The organism is Microcoleus sp. Pol12B3 (genome assembly GCF_036701355.1).
In the GTDB taxonomy this organism is placed as follows: domain Bacteria; phylum Cyanobacteriota; class Cyanobacteriia; order Cyanobacteriales; family Microcoleaceae; genus Microcoleus.
In genome coordinates this window covers 1-17,468 of sequence record NZ_JAUBQS010000004.1, presented here as the reverse complement: position 1 = coordinate 17,468, position 17,468 = coordinate 1, and the positions used below count along the sequence as shown (strand labels likewise).

Sequence of the window (17,468 nt, the reverse complement as noted above, 5' to 3'; positions counted from 1 at the left end):
GTCAATATAAAAAAAGCTTATGTTGTTAGTTCCTAATCGCTAATTGTTAGCTGCCTGGAGATTATTAAGCATTTTTAACTACTTTTTGTAGTGATGGCTGACTTTTTAGCCCTCTTATTTCTGCAAGCAGACTATGATACCAAATCATTAACTGTGATGGAGCATCTCATATTTGTAAAAACACTTCTTCTGGCTCCTGCCTTCTGCCTCTTTTTTTCTACCTTCTGCCTCCTGCCTCAAAACTCCAATTTCTAGCTTGGCTGCTTTCCTTGAGATGATCCCACTGTGATTTACATAGCATAGCTGATGTCAAGTCATTGGTAACAAGTTAGAAATGAGTAGATTTTGTCAGCCCCTCTAAGTGGATAAAAAATTAACTAATAATGATAATTAAAAAAGCGGAAAGGTTGGACTAGCCCAATTAAGGCGAGGATCGTCAATAAATTGTCAAATAGTTTTCACAGGTCCGCGAGAAAATTATCTAATACCAAATCCGGGTTAATGACCTCTAATTGATGACGACCGGGGCCAAAAGCAGCCATACGATCGCGCAAGGGACACCGAAGCTATGCAAAATATTCACTTGTTTATCAACTGTCAAGCGAGCTGTATTTATTGAAGTTGGTGACAATTTTTCTTCAATATTTGCCTCAAAGGTTCTATTTTTTGAGAGTACACAAGCGAGTGAAGTTTCCGCAGGGTTATCATCAGGGGTAAGGGGTAACGTTTCCCGGATTTGGTATTATAAAACGATAAAATTGACGAGTAATTGAGCGATTGTGTAGGTAAGCTCACATCTGAACGATTCTCGCTCGCACAGGCTTTCCCGCTTGTTCCACAAAGAGTAGATTTTCTTGTGAAACGGGTCCCAGATCCCGTTCATAAAAGGCTTATTGAAAATGGTGCAACATCTCAGTAAGTAAAAATGGGTGCTAGCCGAAAAACCAACCGCGACCACGCAAAAAAAAACTTACAGGCCAATCTTGGAAGAGAAGATCAATGAGCTCTACCAGAAAGCATTCAATTTACACTGGGAAATTTTTCCCGAATTTGGATAGTAGATAGCTGCGACTCTCGAAGCATTTTTTTGTAAGCTCAAAAGCCTAGAAGATTTACCACAAGGGCCGTTGGTCGGAAAGAAAGAACACGGGGACTGAAGTCCCCCGCGTCGCTTCCCTCTGGAATCTGAAGACGCGATCGTTTCCCGCATCCCATATTACTTTTATGAAAGGTTCTGCTTAATTCAATCTCCCTTACTCCGGTGATGGCAAAGGAGTTTCCCCTTCTTCGGGCGGCGGAATTTCCGCAGGAGTCGATTCGGGGGACGGCGAGGGACTCTCGACCCCGGGCGACGGAATTTCCGCAGGAGTCGATTCGGGGGACGGCGAGGGACTCTCAGCTCCGGGCGAGGGACTCTCCGAAGGACTTGGGGCGGGAGTTTCCGGCGGTGGCGGAAGTGGTGCGGGATCTGGCTGGCGGCTTTGGAGGCTTTGCACCCACAAACCTAAACCGCCGCCGGCTAATATCAGCCCCAACACCCCCAGTAGGGGCAGTGGCAGCTTGGATCGGCGTTTTTGAAGGGGTTCCGGGGCGGGGGAAGTTTCGGGGTACAACAACTGTTTGGACGATTCTGAAAGCTGAGATTCTGGAATCCTCCCGGACTTCTGGAGGGACCGCGGCAGGGACGGCGGCAGCGACACCGAGGCGGACGCTGGCGCTGACGCCGGCGCTGACGCCACCGCCGGATCGAACAGTACCAATCTCTCAGGCGACATCCGACAGTGAGTGGCCACCACGGAGGTGTTGTCATAACCGTTTTTCTCGTTGGCGAGACGAATCCAAGACTGAACCGCGGCTTCCAAAGACATTTTGCCCTCAAGCACTTCTGGGCCGTAATTCTCCCAAGATTTCTCTACCCAGTCGTTGTCGCTCAAACCGTCGGAACACAGCAGCAGTAAGCCTTCCTCTTCGACAATAAATCGCTGAATCGTCGGGCGCAGGAAATCGCCGTCCCGCGTTCCCAAAGCTTGAGTCAGGGCTCCTGCATCGGCTCGCAGTTGAGTCTCCCAGTATAAACAATGTCCTAGCTCGACTTCCCTTGAGGCTACGTCGTCGTCCACAGTCAGCCGCTGACAGTAATTTTTGCCAATCCAATAAGCGCGGCTGTCTCCAACATTGACCAAATAAAGTTCGTGGCTGTTATTCGATGGCAAATCCTCGGAAATTTTCACTTTTTGAGGCAACTGGAGGGCCATCACCAAAGTCGTCCCCATCCGCTGCCGCAACTCTTTTCCCTGCTCATTATTTTGAGCGGAAATCACATTATTCACAACTCTGACTATTTCTTCGAGTTGCTTAATTACCATTGCTGGCGTCATCAACTCTTCTTGTTGAGCAATTTCTGCGAGCAAATTTTGGATTAAAGCTTTCAGGGACTGCACGGCTAATTGACTGGCAACTTCTCCTCCTTCGTGACCTCCAACCCCGTCGCAAACCATTGTCAAGTAAGGAATTAATTTGTCGTTCCCTGAAGTTTTGCTAGATTGAAAATCAGTAGCAATCGGATAGCAACTGTCTTCATTTTGGGAGCGTTGCGGCCCGGTATCGGTCATGCCGACTACTTCTAAGTGCAGAGGCAATTGAGCGGCTTGTTCTAATAGTAAATCGTTTAGTTCCAGGGCGATCGCGTCGAAATTCATGCTGCTGCGGCGCATAAACTGACAAATCTCTCCGAGTCTCGACTGCACCTCGGCTTGCGCTGATTCCACCAAACCTGACCACACATCTCCCAAATCCCGCAGCGTCGGTACAAAATTGCCCCGGTGCAGTTCCAGCAGGCGTACCCGCCAACCTTCCACGCGCAAATTTTCCGGTACCAGCAAACTCGAAGCGACTCCCTGTTCCGATAGCGGCGCCCACAGTTGGAGCATTTGCCACAGCCAGTAAACTTGGCGCGCGGCGCTTGTCCCCGACCAAGCTTCTAAAATAGAAGGATACAGGCGACCGAAATTATTGATGGGCACATTTTCCAACAAGAGCACGTCTGTCGCTTCCGGTGCTTCCCCCAAGGAAGAAAAACCGTATACTTCCGGCGTATGCAGCCGTTGGGGATACAAATGCAGGTAAGGCATAATGCTATCCGGCAGTTGTTCAGGGACGCTGGGAGGCAAAGCTGGACGGCTGTCGAGCCAGATTTGAGGTGCAATGACAAAGTATCGATCGGCTATTACCTTACCCGTCGGCACTTCCTCGGCTGCTTGTCCCACCACCCACACATAGCGATAAATTAAATCCGTTTCGCACGCTGCACAGTGCTGGCGGCCAAAGGTATTGCGGGGATCGGCACAGCTAAGATTCGGGCAATAAATGGGTTCGGAGAAACTGCTGATCATATCGAAATAGTTTGTGTAAAAACATTCTGAAGATATATAATTCGCAACCTCAAATTCATGAGCTTGAGAATAAACTGATTTTAGCCCCTATCAATTTCTTAACTGCCTTTGGGCCCCTAGAAATTGTAGTTTCTGCCAGTCTGCACCGGCTTAAATTGTAATTTAAGTTACTAAACTCTGACTTGGAGTACGGTAGAAGCCTCAACCTGATACCGTGGCGCGAAAAATCGCTCTGAGGGCCAGCAAGTCGCAAACCCTTGCAGAGTCAGTTGTTTGCATTTCTTAAATCTTAAATTTCCAATCTAAGATCTAAATAGTATCACCTATTCTTTTTATGATCTTGACTCCGACGCTCCTTTGGCTGCTAGCTGGGTCTTTGCTGTGTTTGGCAGAGCTATTTCTCCCGACTGCTTTTGTCGCTTTTATGATGGGACTGAGCGCCTTCGCCGTAGCTGGATGCTCTCTAGTTCTACCTTACGTTAATTTACAAATATTCCTGTGGATGGTATTTTCGACAGTTTTTGTGCTGCTGTCTCGGCGGTTGATACCAAAAGGCAAGGCAAGGGCGATCGCAGATTCTCAGGAAGCAAAAACTTTGACAGAAATTCCCCCCGGAGAAGCCGGCCGAGTCATTTATGAGGGGAATTCTTGGCAAGCTCGCTGCGAAGACACGAAGGCCACTATCCCCCCCAACCAAAACGTAATTGTCGTGGGACGGAAAGGCACTACTCTAATAGTTTTGCCAGAAAATTTATTGCATTCTTAAACAAAATGCGTAATTAATCACAGGCAATTAGTAGTTAGTCATCAGTCATTAGTCAACATTTAACAGGCAACACTCAACACTCAACATTTAATAGGAGGCGACCGTGGAACAAATTTTTTTACTCGTATTTTTAGCTTTAGGCGGCTCAGCCCTCGCAGGTTCCGTCAAAATTATCAATCAGGGAAATGAAGCATTGGTGGAAACTTTAGGTAAATACAGCGGTAAGAAACTGGAACCGGGTTTGAATTTTGTCAAGCCGTTTCTCGATCGCGTCGTGTACGAGCAAACAATTCGGGAAAAAGTCTTAGATATTCCTCCGCAAGCTTGTATTACCCGCGACAACGTTTCCATCACCGTTGATGCTGTCGTTTACTGGCGCATTGTAGACTTGGAAAAAGCTTGTTACAAAGTAGAAAATCTCCAGTCAGCAATGGTAAATATGGTGCTGACTCAAATTCGCGCCGAAATGGGTCAACTGGATCTCGAACAAACCTTTACTGCTCGTTCTCAAATTAATGAAATTTTGCTCAGAGATTTAGATATTGTTACCGATCCTTGGGGAGTGAAAGTAACGCGGGTAGAATTGCGCGATATTATCCCTTCTAAAACTGTACAGGAATCGATGGAATTGCAGATGGCAGCCGATCGACGCAAGCGGGCGGCAATTCTGACATCTGAGGGCGAACGCGAGTCAGCAGTTAACAGCGCCAAAGGTAAAGCTGAAGCGCAAGTTTTGGATGCAGAGGCGCGCCAAAAAGCGACTATTTTGGAGGCGGAAGCTCAACAAAAGGCGATCGTCCTGAAAGCTCAAGCAGAACGCCAAAGTCAGGTTTTGAAAGCTCAAGCTACTTCTGAGGCCTTGCAAATTATCGCCAAAACTCTGCAAAATGACCCCACTGCCCGGGAAGCTTTACAATTTTTGTTAGCTCAAAACTATCTGGATATGGGTCTAAAAATTGGCACCAGCGACAGCAGCAAGGTGATGTTTATGGACCCGCGCAGCATTCCCGCGACGCTCGAAGGAATGCGATCGATCGTGGGCGAAGGTAATAATAATGAGGTTAAAAAGTAGTCTTAGCTAGAATGGGCAATTGAAAGAGACTGGTAACTCTGTATGAGGGATGAAACTCCTCATACAGAGTTAGCATTAATAGCAAAAGTGATTGTGTCATCACGCGCACCACATTATTAAATAATCGGCGTTGCTGAATTAAGATATTATTGATTTTGAGAGCAATTTACAAAAAATAATTTAACACCAGTCATATTCTATGAAATGTCCTGAATGTAAGTCAACTCACATCAATAAAAATGGGCGAAAAAAAAGTAAGCAGAACTACCTGTGTGTTACCTGTGGCAGACAATTTATAGACTGCTATCAACCTCACAGAGGTTATGCTCAAGAAGTGAAAGACGAATGCCTAAAAATGTATGTTAATGGCATGGGTTTTAGGGAGATTGAAAGAGTCAAAGGTGTACATCATACGACAATTATGAATTGGGTCAAACAACTAGGATAACTCACGGGGAGCATCTCATATTTGTAAAAACACTTCTTCTGGCTCCTTCCTTCTTCCTCTTTCCCAGCAGCAAGAGAGCCTCGGCGCGTCGGGCCTCAAAACTCCAATTTCTAGCTTGGCTGCTTTCATTGAGATGCTCCCGACTCACGCCCAGAGCACCCTTCTCATTTAAAAGGCTTTCGGGCCTGTTCCACAAAGAATGAATTTCTTGTGGGTGGGATGTTATAGCCAGCCCATAAAAGCCTTATTGAGAATGATGCAAAATCTCAGGTTTCACCCTTTTTAAATTGGCTAACCGCCTCTTGAAATCGCCTGATATCTATTTAAACATCGATATTCAGGCAACTTCTCTTCGCCGTCAACCTAATAACTCGACACAGTTAAAACGATCGCCTCCCTATCTCCCAACACCAAACCATACTCCAAACCCTCAACAACCGCTTGATAAGAAGCATCCAAAATATTACCAGAAACCCCCACAGTTGTCCAGCGGTCTTGACCGTTGCTAAACTCAGCCAAAACGCGAGTTTTAGCAGAAGTTCCCGCACATCCGTCTAGAATTCGTACCTTATAATCGGTTAAGTTAAAATCAGTAATTGCAGGATAAAAATTCCGCAAAGCCTTCCGCAAAGCCGCATCAAGTGCGGAAACAGGCCCGTTTCCTTCCGCGCATTCGAGAATATCTTGACCGTTAACAGTCACTTTCACCGTTGCTAAAGAATTAACTGTTTCCTCCTTACCTTTATCGCAGTGAACTTGAAAACCTTTGATTTCAAATAAATGCTTGCGCTTTCCCAAAGCCTCTCGCATTAACAATTCAAAAGAAGCCTCAGCACCCTCAAATTGATATCCCTGACTTTCCAAATTTTTCAATTTTTCCAGAATTTGGCGGCAAGCAGGATTTTTGCGATCGAGATCCATGCCAAAAGTGCGAGCCTTCGCCAAAACATTGCTCAAACCCGCTTGATCGGAAATCACAATTCGCCGCCTGTTGCCAATTTTTTCCGGTTCCAAATGTTCGTAAGTTAACGGATTTTTCTCAACAGCCGATACATGAATTCCACCTTTGTGAGCAAAAGCCGAAAGACCGACAAAAGGAGCACGATCATCGGGAGCAAGATTGACAATTTCACTAATCGAGCGACTTACTTGAGTTAATCTCACTAATTGCTCGTCTTCAATGCAATTCTGACCCAGCTTTAGCTGAAAGTTAGGAATCAAAGAACATAAATCGGCATTACCGCAGCGTTCGCCGTAACCGTTTATAGTTCCCTGTACCATCCTCACTCCTTCCCGCACAGCAGCCAAAGCATTAGCAACCGCAACTCCAGAGTCGTTGTGAGTATGAATTCCTAATTGTAAAGATTTTTGTCTATTAGTTCCTAAAGATTCTAAAACATCGCGAACCACCTCACTAATTTCGTGAGGCAAAGTACCGCCGTTAGTATCGCAAAGCACCAGCCATTCTGCACCGGCATCGTCGGCTACTTCTAAAGTTTTAATAGCATAATCTCGATTGTTTTTGTACCCATCAAACCAGTGTTCGGCATCGTAAATAACGCGCCTTCCCTGACTCCGCAAATATTGAATTGTATCTCGAATCATCGCCAGATTTTCTTCTAGCGTGGTCTTCAAACTTTCAATAACGTGCAAATCCCACGACTTGCCAAACAGCGTCACCCAGCGAGTACCGGCGGACAAAATAGCCTGCAACATTTCATCATTAGCTGCCGTAGTTCCCGGCCGCCTAGTCGAACAAAAAGCTACAACTTCTGCTTGAGTTAGGGGCTGTTCTTTGAGTCGCCAAAAAAATTGTACGTCTTTAGGATTCGCCCCCGGCCAGCCGCCTTCAATAAAGGGAATTCCTAAACTGTCTAACTGTCGAGCAATTCGCAGTTTGTCTTCGAGAGATAAGGAGAGTCCCTCACACTGAGCACCGTCTCGCAGCGTGGTATCGTAGATCCAGAGCCGATTTGTCATGGGAAATTGCGATCGAGAAATTGGTAATATATCACTTACCATATTAGATGAATATATTTGAATTTAATGCCATAATATATAGGAAAATTAACATAAATCTAACTGGGGTAAATTGCTGTGGTCAAGGTAGAAGCGCAAGGCAAAACATTTGAGTGCGATCGCGGAGCGAATCTCCGTGAAGTATTGCTCAAAAACGGCATCGATCTCTACAACGGCAACGCCAAAGTCATCAACTGCCACGGCCTCGGCACTTGCGGCACCTGCGCTGTCACCGTCGAGGGCGAAGTTTCCGAGGCCCAGTGGCGCGAAAAAGCCCGACTTTCGGTTCCTCCCCATTCTCCCGCCTCCAACCGCCGTTTGTCCTGCCAAACCAAGGTTTTAGGCGATATTAAGGTGACAAAATATGACGGTTTCTGGGGTCAAGGTTGTGAAACTGTCTGGAAACCCCAAGCATAGATTTTTTGTTAAGGAAGGCAGATAGGACGATCGCCTTGCCAGATAATCTGTAAGACTTGCATAATAATTCTAACTGTAAGGTGTGCTTAGCACACCTTACTCTAAAGAAACCCGAGAGGTCAAAAAAGCCAGAAAGTCCATATAAAAGTTAATGAATTCATCTAAAGATATTCTGATTATTGGCGGCGGAATAATTGGTCTTTCGCTAGCAGTAGAACTGAAATTGCGAGGGGCATCTGTCGCAGTTCTGACCGCCGATTCTAAACAACCGACGGCCAGGGCTGCTGCGGGAATGCTTGCCCCGCAAGCCGAACGAATTCCCCCGAGTCCGATGCTGGATTTGTGCTTGCAAAGTCGCGCACTGTATCCTGCCTGGGTAGAACGGCTAGAGAATATTACTGGATTGAAAACGGGATATTGGCGATCGGGAATTCTCGCACCAGTTTGTCAAAACGAATCTCAAGAAAAGCCGCTTTTGTCAAACCTTAATTATCAATGGTTGGACAGAGATACTGTTCGCCAGCACCAGTTTGGATTAGGTCAAGAAGTAATTGGCGGTTGGTGGTATCCTGACGACGCTCAAGTAGACAACCGCGCTTTATTTCGGACGCTTCAATTTGCCAGCAAAGAATTAAAAATTGATATTATTCAAGGCACTGCAGAGGAAATTGTTCGGCATAAAAAACGAGTTTTTGGAGTGGAAACAACGGCAGGAAAATTACAAGCTGACCGTTATGTTTTGGCTGCTGGTCCTTGGTCTGAGAAATTATTGGATATTCCTGTTTTTCCAAGAAAGGGACAAATGCTGTCAGTATGTGTACCAGAAGATTGTGGAGTTATCCAGCCCCTACAAACCGTTCTATTCGGGACTGGCATTTATATTGTGCCACGTCAAGATGGCAGAATTATTATTGGTGCAACTAGCGAAAATGTTGATTTCACGCCGGGAAATACGCCTGCGGGAATCCAAAGTTTGCTAGCAGGAGCGATTAAGTTATATCCCGAATTACAAAATTATCCAATTCTGGAGTTTTGGTGGGGATTTCGGCCAGCTACTCCTGATGAATTGCCGATTTTGGGTGGTAGTGCTTGGGAGAATTTGACATGGGCGACGGGGCATTACCGCAATGGCATTTTGTTGGCTCCGGTGACGGCTAAATTGTTGGCTGATTTGATTGCGAATCAGAACTTAGATCCGTTATTGGCTGCTTTTCATTATTCGAGGTTTGGACCTTCAGCACTTACTTGAACCTATATAGGTTGGGTGCAGCATACCTTACTGCTATAATAGGCGCATTCCACCATTTTTTGGTAACTCTGGAATTAGTTCGCATCCTGTTTTTTGGGTTGGTTTAATTCCCTGCATTTAGCGGCAGCCAAATCGTAAGCATTTTGGTAATCGCTACCGCCTAACATCAAATCGCCGTAATATTCATAAGGTTGATTGCCATAAATCGGCAGCGGGTCGTCTTCAGGATAATCTTCTTTTGATTCTTCTAGGATTGCTTTGAGTTTCTTGACGCTGAAGCGCTGGACTGGGAAGTAATGAATGTCTTGAGCGATGAAACCAAGATGGGGAAAGGTTGGGTCAACAATTCGCTCATCGAGTTCAATCCAGCTATATTCGATAGGTTTATATGGCACTCCCGGCACGGCTAAAAAGCCTTGAACATAAATCGCGCCCTCGGTGGCTAACGCTGCTTTACAAGCGTTGTCAAAGCAGTTTTTACGGTTGCTTTTGATGCGAGCGGCCATTTCAATAGAAAGCGTCTCATCTAATAGTTCGGTCATAACCCATTTCTAATCGCGTGTGCGATTAGATTGTAGCAAATCAAAGCTATCTCCGAGCACAAAAAACGCAGGCAATTGCGATCGCTCCTCAAATTCTATTCTCAAGGAGTTGAGCCAAAATCCTCTGCGCTTCTGGATGTTGTGTCAGCTTTGGTTTCCGAGATGGGTCGTTTGTCGATCGCCCCTATCGCCCGCCAATAAAAAGTTTTCGCCCGTAGCCCAACTTTTGAACCTGCGATCGAGTTGGGCTAGAACCCGGTACAGTAAAGTGTGGCACAGACGATGCAAGCAAAAATAGTGGCATAAATTACTGGATGGCGTGCAACCAACCAATGATATTCATACCTTCCGGTGCAGCGATTTGTTCGGCTGTTGAAAGGCTTCACAGTTTTTTCTGTAAACAAAGCAGACTTGTGATAACCTCATAAATGTGCAAAAATCGGTTCCAACAAAAAAACCTTTGGAAGAAACGGGGAAAGTCCGGCGTAAATCCGCCCCTGTCCCGCAAATGTGATGAGATTATACAGTCTCTACGGTTCCGCATCACTTGTAATTCCTAACTGAATTATCGCTAACAGATTATCTGTAACGACCGTCAAGAGAGCTATCCGCTATCTCAATTTTGCTTCAAATCATTGCGACATACCATCCCATCCAAGAAATTATTCTGCTAACAAATGATGGTCAAATAGAAATCGATTTTCTGCAACAATTAGCAATTACTCTTACCGTTTGTTAGGAGCAAGTACGTCAATGCTGGGATTAATTTCAGCTTGACGAAACCATCCAAATGAGGAGCTAATGAACTACATATTATTAGCAGGTTTGTCAAGTATGGGCAAAATTCCAACCGCAATTCACCCGCTTACCTGCAATAAAACAATGCCAAAAATACCCACCCTATCCTGATGCTAAGCGAAGCACTTATCCACACACCATAGACATACTGAATGAAAAACGCGATCAAAAAGTCGGATTTTGTGCTAGCTCCTTATATGAAGAGCAACAATTTGAAAGCTAGTTGCCAAATACTCAATACAGTGATTCCTTATATACTGTTATGGTTTTTAGCCTTTAAAGCTGCTGCCATTTCTGTATTCCTGCTGCCGCCGATAATGGTGTTGATGACACTTTTTTCAGGACGTTGTTTCTCTTTGATGCACGATTGCGGACACTATTCTCTTTTTAGTTCCAAAAAAGTCAATCGCATTATGGGTTTTCTGCTAGGTATCATCAATGCGATTCCTCAGTATCCGTGGTCGAGGGGACACGCTTATCACCACAAACATAATGGTAATTGGGATATGTACCGAGGCCCTTCGGCGTTGATATCCATCGAAAAATTTGCGGCGCTAAGTCCCTTTAGGCAAAAGATCTATCAGTTACTCAGACACCCATTGATGCTGTTTCCCGGTGGTTTTTTCTATCTAATTATTAAGCCACGAATCGCCCTAATCTTGGGAATTACTGGTTTTATCCAACATATTTTTGCTTGTCTCAATCAAGATTTAAGCATGGGTTTATCTGCAATCATTGCTTCTTATAAATCCAAACATTGGTATACGACGGCTGAATTTTGGGATTTACTGTTCAACAATATTTGTGTTGTTGCTAGCTGGATTTATCTGAGCAACTTACTGGGATTGGGCTTTTTCTGGAGTGTTTACTCAATTGTCATGACCTGTTCAGCAGCGATATTTATCTGTATTTTCTTTGTACAGCATAATTTTGACGGTTCCTACGCTCATAAAGCCGAGGGTTGGGACTATCTTCTTGGCGCAATTGAAGGCAGTAGTTACCTAAAATTACCAAATCTTCTCAATTGGTTTTCGGCTGATATTGCTTACCACAATATTCATCATCTCTCTGAGCGAATACCTAACTATAATCTTCAAGCTTGTCACAATGCTAATATTCACCTGCTGGCTAATTCAAAATCACTGACCATTCGCGATATTCCTGACTGCTTCAAATTCATTCTTTGGGATGCTGCTTCAGATAGTCTGCAATCGATTAAATTTTTTCAACAACAAGAAGAAATTCCATTCAGTAAAGTAGCTCATTAAAGTCGGTTTGCAATAAATTTGGTGGCTTTTTTATCACCAAAATCCTAGGATTAGGGATGCAGTTAGTGGGATAAGTTTCAACCCTAACTTTCCTAGTTAAGTAGGTGGTTACAAATAAACATTAGATGGGGAGGGCGGGTTTAGGCGGGAGCTATACTAGCAGCCAGTTTATTCTGACAAACCCCGCCCTTCTAGTCACCAGTTTATTTGCACCTACCTATTTATCTATGGTCTAACTCTAGATAACTCAAAGTATCGGTCACTGGTCAGTGCAGCAATTCCTCTAATTTTTGCTGGTTCCACAAATACTGATAAAGCCCTGTTTCCCCTACCAATTCAAGGTGAGTGCCGCTCTGAACTATTTCTCCCCTATCCATCACAAAAATGCGATCGGCACTAGCCGCCGCCGACATTTGATGCGAGATAAAAATTACCGTTTTGCGATCGGTTCCCGTTGCCAAGTTTCGCAAAATGTCGGTAGCCGTTTGATTGTCAACGCTGGAAAGAGCGTCATCCAAAATTAACACCGGGGCGTCAACTAACAAAGCGCGAGCAAGTGCCGTTCGCTGCCGCTGTCCGCCGGATAAAGTAATGCCGCGCTCGCCGACAACTGTTTTGTACTGCTGCGGAAAGTTGAGGATTTCGGCGTGAATTTGCGCTTGTTTGGCTGCGGCTTCAATCTCCGGCTGTTCCGCTAAAGGGTTTCCGTAGCGGATGTTATTCTTGATGGTAGTGCCGAACAGAAAACTTTCTTGCGGAACGTAGGCGATCGCCCCGCGCAATTCGGTCAATTTTACCTTGGTAATATCCTGTCCGTCTACAAATAACTGACCCGGATCGATATCGAGCAAGCGTGGCAGCGCATTAGCTAAAGTTGATTTTCCAGAGCCGATCGCCCCAACAATGGCGACAGTTTCTCCCGGTTTTATGGTAAAATCAACATCTTTAAGCGCGGGTATCTTAGCGCCGGGATAAGTATAATTTAGATGGCGGGCGACAATTTCGCCTTTGACTGGAGTTGCCAGTTCAACTGCATCGGCAACATCCTTAATTTGCGGTTCCACCGTCAGAATTGATTCGATGCGATCGACACTCACCTCTCCCCGCTGGTAAGCAGTAATTGTGAAACCCAACAGCGCCGTCGGAAACACCAAACGCTCGACATAAATCAGCAACGCCACAAAATCGCCAATGCTAATTTGACCATTAGCAATTGCCCCGCCACCAGCAGAAAGCAGCACCAACAAACTGATGCTTGCCAAACCGCCCAGCAGCGGAAAAATAAAGTTTCTAGTTTTTGCTAATTCCAAATTTGCTGATAGCAACTGTGCGTTTGAATTGCGAAAAGCTCGGCGTTCGTTTTCTTCTTGAGCGTAAATTTTAATTACGGAAATCCCGCTCATATCCTCCTGAATCAAATCGCTCATCGCCGACAATTCCTCTTGCACGGCTAACTGTTGGATGCGAAGTTTGTCGCTAAATAACTGAACCAAAACTAACATTAAAGGATAAACGGCGATCGCCAACAGCGTCAGCCTTACATTAATCCCCAGCATCACCGGCAAAGTCAAAGCATAGGCAAATGCCGTATTCGCCAAACTCAGCACCGCAAACCCCACCAAGCGCCGAATATTGTCCAAATCGGAAGTAGCGCGGTTAATTAAATCTCCTACCGTATTGGCTGCAAAATAAGACGGTTCTAATGTTAATAAATGATTAAATATTTGCTGTTTGAGGTCAAATTCGACTTGACGCCCGACGCCAAACAGCAAAATCCGCGACGCCATCCGAATTACCCACATAATTGAGGCGAGGATCAGAATTAGTGCCACGAAGTTGAAAACTTGGTCAAATTTAGTCGCAACTTGGAGAGTGTCAACTGCATTCCGAATCAGCAGGGGAATGTAAACGCCCACAGCATTGACAACTAATAGCGAAAAAACGCCCCAGAAGGTGGGCTTCCAGTGCGGGCGCATATAAGAGCCGAGTTTTTGCAGTCGAGAATAACGAGCCATGTGTTAGTGCGTAATTTGAGATTAATTGAGGAAAGGAAGAAGGTTCGGCAACGGATTTTGTAACGGATATAACGGATGCAAGGAACAAGGAACAAGGAAGAATGAAGAAGTCCGAGGGAAGGCGCAATCTTCAAGCTCATGTTTCAGCAATTAAGAACGTCCTAATAGTCTTGGCGGTTGCTATAGAAGGTAGAAGTTGGAAAAAATAATAGAAGCTCTATCGAAAGGTAGATGACCGCAAACTCAAGTTAAGAAATTTTTAATAAAAATTCTGCTTTGGGATAACGTGCCATCAAAATTAGGTTTTGGTATTAACTAAAACCTGATTATATCGATATGTAACAAACCCCATTATATCTGTGGGAACACGAGATCTGTGGGGACACGGCAATGCCCTGTCCTTAGCCACCCGGAACGAGCTCGCCCAAATCCCAATCCGTCCCCCCAATCCCCCACACCGTCGAGGCGCGCTACAATCAAAAATCGATCGACTTAGCACTCAGCCTCAGAGAGTGCTAAATTTGCTAATGTAAGCGATTGGAGACAAACATGACCAAAATAGTTGCATTTAGCGACAAATCTCGGCGGGCACTAGAACGCGGCGTCAATCAACTCGCCGATGCTGTCCGCATCACCTTGGGCCCGAAAGGCCGGAACGTCCTATTGGAAAAGAAATACGGCAGTCCCCAAATTGTTAACGACGGTATCACCGTTGCTAGGGAGATCGAACTCGAAGACCCCCTGGAAAATGCCGGCGCTCGCTTAATTCAAGAAGTCGCCTCCAAAACTAAAGATATCGCAGGCGACGGCACAACAACCGCAACGGTTATAGCTCAATCCCTCATTCGCGAAGGTTTGAAGAATGTCGCTGCAGGCGCCAACCCAGTCGCGCTGCGCCGGGGTATTGAAAAAACGATCGCCCACTTGGTGCTGGAAATCGAGAAATTGGCCAAACCCGTCGAAGGAAGCGCCATTGCTCAGGTCGCCACTGTCTCCGCCGGTAACGACGAAGAAGTCGGCGCCATGATTGCCCAAGCAATGGAAAAAGTCACGAAAGACGGCGTAATTACTGTTGAAGAGTCGAAATCTCTGACAACAGAATTGGAAGTTGTCGAAGGGATGCAGTACGATCGCGGATATCTTTCTCCGTATTTCGTCACTAACGGCGATCGCATGGAAGTTGATTACGAAAACGCTCGCATCCTGATTACCGACAAAAAAATTAGCTCCATTCAAGAACTAATTCCAGTTCTCGAAAAAATCGCCCGCACAGGTCAACCGCTGCTAATTATCGCCGAAGATATTGAAGGCGAAGCTTTGGCAACTCTGGTAGTCAACAAAGCCCGCGGCGTATTGAACATCGCAGCAACGAAATCTCCTGGTTTTGGGGAGCGACGCAAAGCTATGCTTCAAGATATCGCCGTTCTCACAGGCGGTCAACTGATTTCAGAAGAAGTCGGACTCAGCATCGATACCGCAACCCTAGAAATGCTCGGTACCGCCCGCAAAATTACGATCGACAAAGAAAACACGATCATTGTTGCTGGCGAAGAACACAAAGCTGACGTGCTAAAACGGATCGAGCAAATCCGCAAGCAGCTAGAAGCGACGGATTCCGAGTACGACAAGGAAAAGCTAACCGAACGCATCGCCAAACTCGCCGGTGGCATCGCTGTAATTAAAGTCGGCGCAGCTACCGAAACCGAGCTCAAAGACCGTAAACTGCGTATTGAAGACGCTCTGAACGCTACTAAAGCTGCTGTGGAAGAAGGTATCGTTGCCGGAGGTGGCACGACGCTAATTCACCTGATTACAAAAATAGATGCGATCAGAGATACTTTAGACAGCGAAGAACAAGTAGGCGCTGACTTGGTGAAGAAAGCTTTGGAAGCACCTTTGCGTCAAATTGCTGATAATGCCGGCGTTGAAGGTTCGATCGTCATCGAGCGAGTGCGGGCGAGCGAGTTCAACATTGGCTACAACGCTCTCACCGACGTGTACGAAGATATGATTGCCGCTGGGATTATTGACCCGGCTAAGGTGGTGCGATCGGCTTTGCAAAATGCCGGTTCCATCGCTGGTATGGTGCTGACCACTGAAGCTGTGATTGTCGAAAAACCCGAGAAGAAAAAAGCCGGCGGCGACATGGGCGACATGGGCGGCATGGGCGGCATGGGCGGCATGGGCGGCATGGGTGGCATGGGCGGCATGGGCGGCATGGGCGGCATGGGCATGATGTAGTCTTCAGCCATTTGTTTGTAGTCTGTAGAGTGCGCCACAAGCACCCTGGATGTAAACAAGCGCATCTTATGTACTACCCGTCTACTGTTTGACGATTAAGACAGCTTCTCCCCTCGGCATCCCCTGATAGTCCGGGGGGACTTGAAGCTATCAAAGTCCCCTTCTTAAGGGAGATGCAATGGGGTTCGGCATTAAGCTATAAGCGATAGTTCTCAGGGATTTTAAGCTGAAGTTGCCACCTCTGCAGTGCGCGCCCTCTCGGTCAACTAAAATCCTTCCCAGAAACCGCGTCTCCCTCTCTCCCCCGATCCTTCAAGACGACGGAGTTACATTGTTGCTGTGCAAATCTTGAGGAGATTGAAACAGAGTTTCGAGATAAACTCTCGCAGCTTGGCGATAACTGCGCGAAGCTTCAGGCGTACCGCTATCGGCATTCTGCAACAAAAACAGCGACAGGGCCGCGCAAAATACTCGGTCTAGATCCCATTCGGGATGGGTTTCCAGGTAAGTTTTGAGAGAATCGTGCAGCGTTTCGGGAATTTCAGCAAAAATACTGACTGTTGGGTTCATCATTTTTTTTAGTCTCGCTAATAAATTGAAAACAGAACCCCCCCTTCGGCCGGATACAGGTGCAGGCACAGCCGAAATCAGAGCGCTTTTTTTAGGTCGGTCGCATCATTGTGCGCTATGAGGGGGTGGGTTTGTCAATGTTGCGAAATATTACAAAGTCCTTTAGATAAAAAAAAGGTTTACCAAATAATAAGCTTTTCAGGGCATTTTTTGTTACATATCTTTATGTGTTGGGCGGTTTATGAGGGATTGGGCAGCAAGTTAAGGAAATCCCCAATTCCGCAGCAAGATGCTACCGTGCCGTTAATTTCTGTGGAAAACTTTGTCGCACCTGTGGAAAACCTCAGACTTGCCTGTGGAAACGCTGTGGAATGTTTAGGGAAAAGTCAGGGAAAAAATAAGAATTGCAAAGGGCATGGGGCATGGGCATGGGGCATGGGGCATGGGTAGCAAGTAACAAATGACTAATAACAAATGACTAACGACTACTGACTACTGATTGCTGACTAATGACTTCCTAAGTGCCACTCTGCCGCTTTTTGGCCGATGGTTGCCAATTCTGTCGGCGGAATTTTGTCGAGATTGGCTAAGATAACTGGAGTTTAGACTAACAAGGGAAAGAAAAGGGAGCCTGTGATTGGCACAGGCTCCCTAAAGGCAGAAAATTGAGA

Annotated in this window: 12 protein-coding genes and 1 pseudogene; 8 read left to right on the top strand and 5 right to left on the bottom strand. The window is 45.9% G+C overall.

Features of this window, described 5'->3' with window-relative positions; genetic code table 11:
* Positions 1-1,253 precede the first annotated feature (1,253 nt).
* Positions 1,254-3,392: a protein phosphatase 2C domain-containing protein gene (locus QUA53_RS02880; RefSeq protein ID WP_333095198.1), complete on the bottom strand. Its 2,139-nt coding sequence runs from the start codon at positions 3,390-3,392 to the stop codon at positions 1,254-1,256.
* Between the two features lie 334 nt (positions 3,393-3,726).
* Between QUA53_RS02880 and QUA53_RS02875 the strand changes: the two genes are divergently transcribed.
* From QUA53_RS02875 to QUA53_RS02865, 3 genes and pseudogenes are all read left to right on the top strand, one after another.
* Positions 3,727-4,158 (top strand): NfeD family protein, encoded by a 432-nt coding sequence (locus QUA53_RS02875; protein ID WP_333095199.1) that lies wholly within the window; start codon positions 3,727-3,729, stop codon positions 4,156-4,158.
* Between the two features lie 103 nt (positions 4,159-4,261).
* On the top strand, positions 4,262-5,230 hold the full coding sequence (locus QUA53_RS02870) for an SPFH domain-containing protein (protein ID WP_333095200.1): 969 nt from the start codon (positions 4,262-4,264) through the stop codon (positions 5,228-5,230).
* Between the two features lie 199 nt (positions 5,231-5,429).
* Positions 5,430-5,675: pseudogene (locus QUA53_RS02865) on the top strand (IS1/IS1595 family N-terminal zinc-binding domain-containing protein); the annotation flags it as partial.
* A 366-nt stretch (positions 5,676-6,041) separates the two neighbouring features.
* Here QUA53_RS02865 and cimA read toward each other — a convergent pair.
* Positions 6,042-7,658, bottom strand: a complete 1,617-nt coding sequence (gene cimA, locus QUA53_RS02860) for a citramalate synthase (protein WP_333095211.1) — start codon at positions 7,656-7,658, stop codon at positions 6,042-6,044.
* Between the two features lie 117 nt (positions 7,659-7,775).
* Here cimA and QUA53_RS02855 point away from each other — a divergent pair, with 117 nt between their 5' ends.
* The gene (locus QUA53_RS02855; RefSeq protein ID WP_333095201.1) at positions 7,776-8,114 is read left to right on the top strand and encodes a 2Fe-2S iron-sulfur cluster-binding protein; all 339 of its coding nucleotides are present in this window, start codon (positions 7,776-7,778) and stop codon (positions 8,112-8,114) included.
* Between the two features lie 151 nt (positions 8,115-8,265).
* Positions 8,266-9,363, top strand: coding sequence for a glycine oxidase ThiO (gene thiO, locus QUA53_RS02850; protein ID WP_333095202.1), 1,098 nt, complete (start codon positions 8,266-8,268; stop codon positions 9,361-9,363).
* 74 nt (positions 9,364-9,437) lie between these two features.
* On the opposite strand, the gene QUA53_RS02845 is transcribed toward thiO, so the two are convergent.
* Entirely contained in the window at positions 9,438-9,905 is a 468-nt protein-coding gene (locus QUA53_RS02845) for a hypothetical protein (RefSeq protein WP_190734193.1), read from the bottom strand.
* Between the two features lie 1,040 nt (positions 9,906-10,945).
* Between QUA53_RS02845 and QUA53_RS02840 the strand changes: the two genes are divergently transcribed.
* Complete coding sequence (locus QUA53_RS02840) at positions 10,946-11,971, top strand: fatty acid desaturase (RefSeq protein WP_333248668.1); 1,026 nt, start codon at positions 10,946-10,948, stop codon at positions 11,969-11,971.
* Positions 11,972-12,237: 266 nt separating this feature from the next.
* On the opposite strand, the gene QUA53_RS02835 is transcribed toward QUA53_RS02840, so the two are convergent.
* Positions 12,238-13,986, bottom strand: a complete 1,749-nt coding sequence (locus QUA53_RS02835; RefSeq protein WP_333095204.1) for an ABC transporter ATP-binding protein — start codon at positions 13,984-13,986, stop codon at positions 12,238-12,240.
* Between the two features lie 549 nt (positions 13,987-14,535).
* Here QUA53_RS02835 and groL point away from each other — a divergent pair.
* On the top strand, positions 14,536-16,227 hold the full coding sequence (groL, locus tag QUA53_RS02830; protein WP_333095205.1) for a chaperonin GroEL: 1,692 nt from the start codon (positions 14,536-14,538) through the stop codon (positions 16,225-16,227).
* A 312-nt stretch (positions 16,228-16,539) separates the two neighbouring features.
* Here groL and QUA53_RS02825 read toward each other — a convergent pair whose 3' ends face one another.
* Positions 16,540-16,797, bottom strand: a complete 258-nt coding sequence (locus tag QUA53_RS02825) for a DUF2811 domain-containing protein (RefSeq protein WP_050813024.1) — start codon at positions 16,795-16,797, stop codon at positions 16,540-16,542.
* A 210-nt stretch (positions 16,798-17,007) separates the two neighbouring features.
* Between QUA53_RS02825 and QUA53_RS02820 the strand changes: the two genes are divergently transcribed.
* Positions 17,008-17,247 carry a hypothetical protein gene (locus QUA53_RS02820; RefSeq protein WP_333095206.1) on the top strand — a complete coding sequence of 80 codons (240 nt, stop codon included), beginning with the start codon at positions 17,008-17,010 and terminating at the stop codon, positions 17,245-17,247.
* The last annotated feature ends 221 nt before the right edge of the window (positions 17,248-17,468 follow it).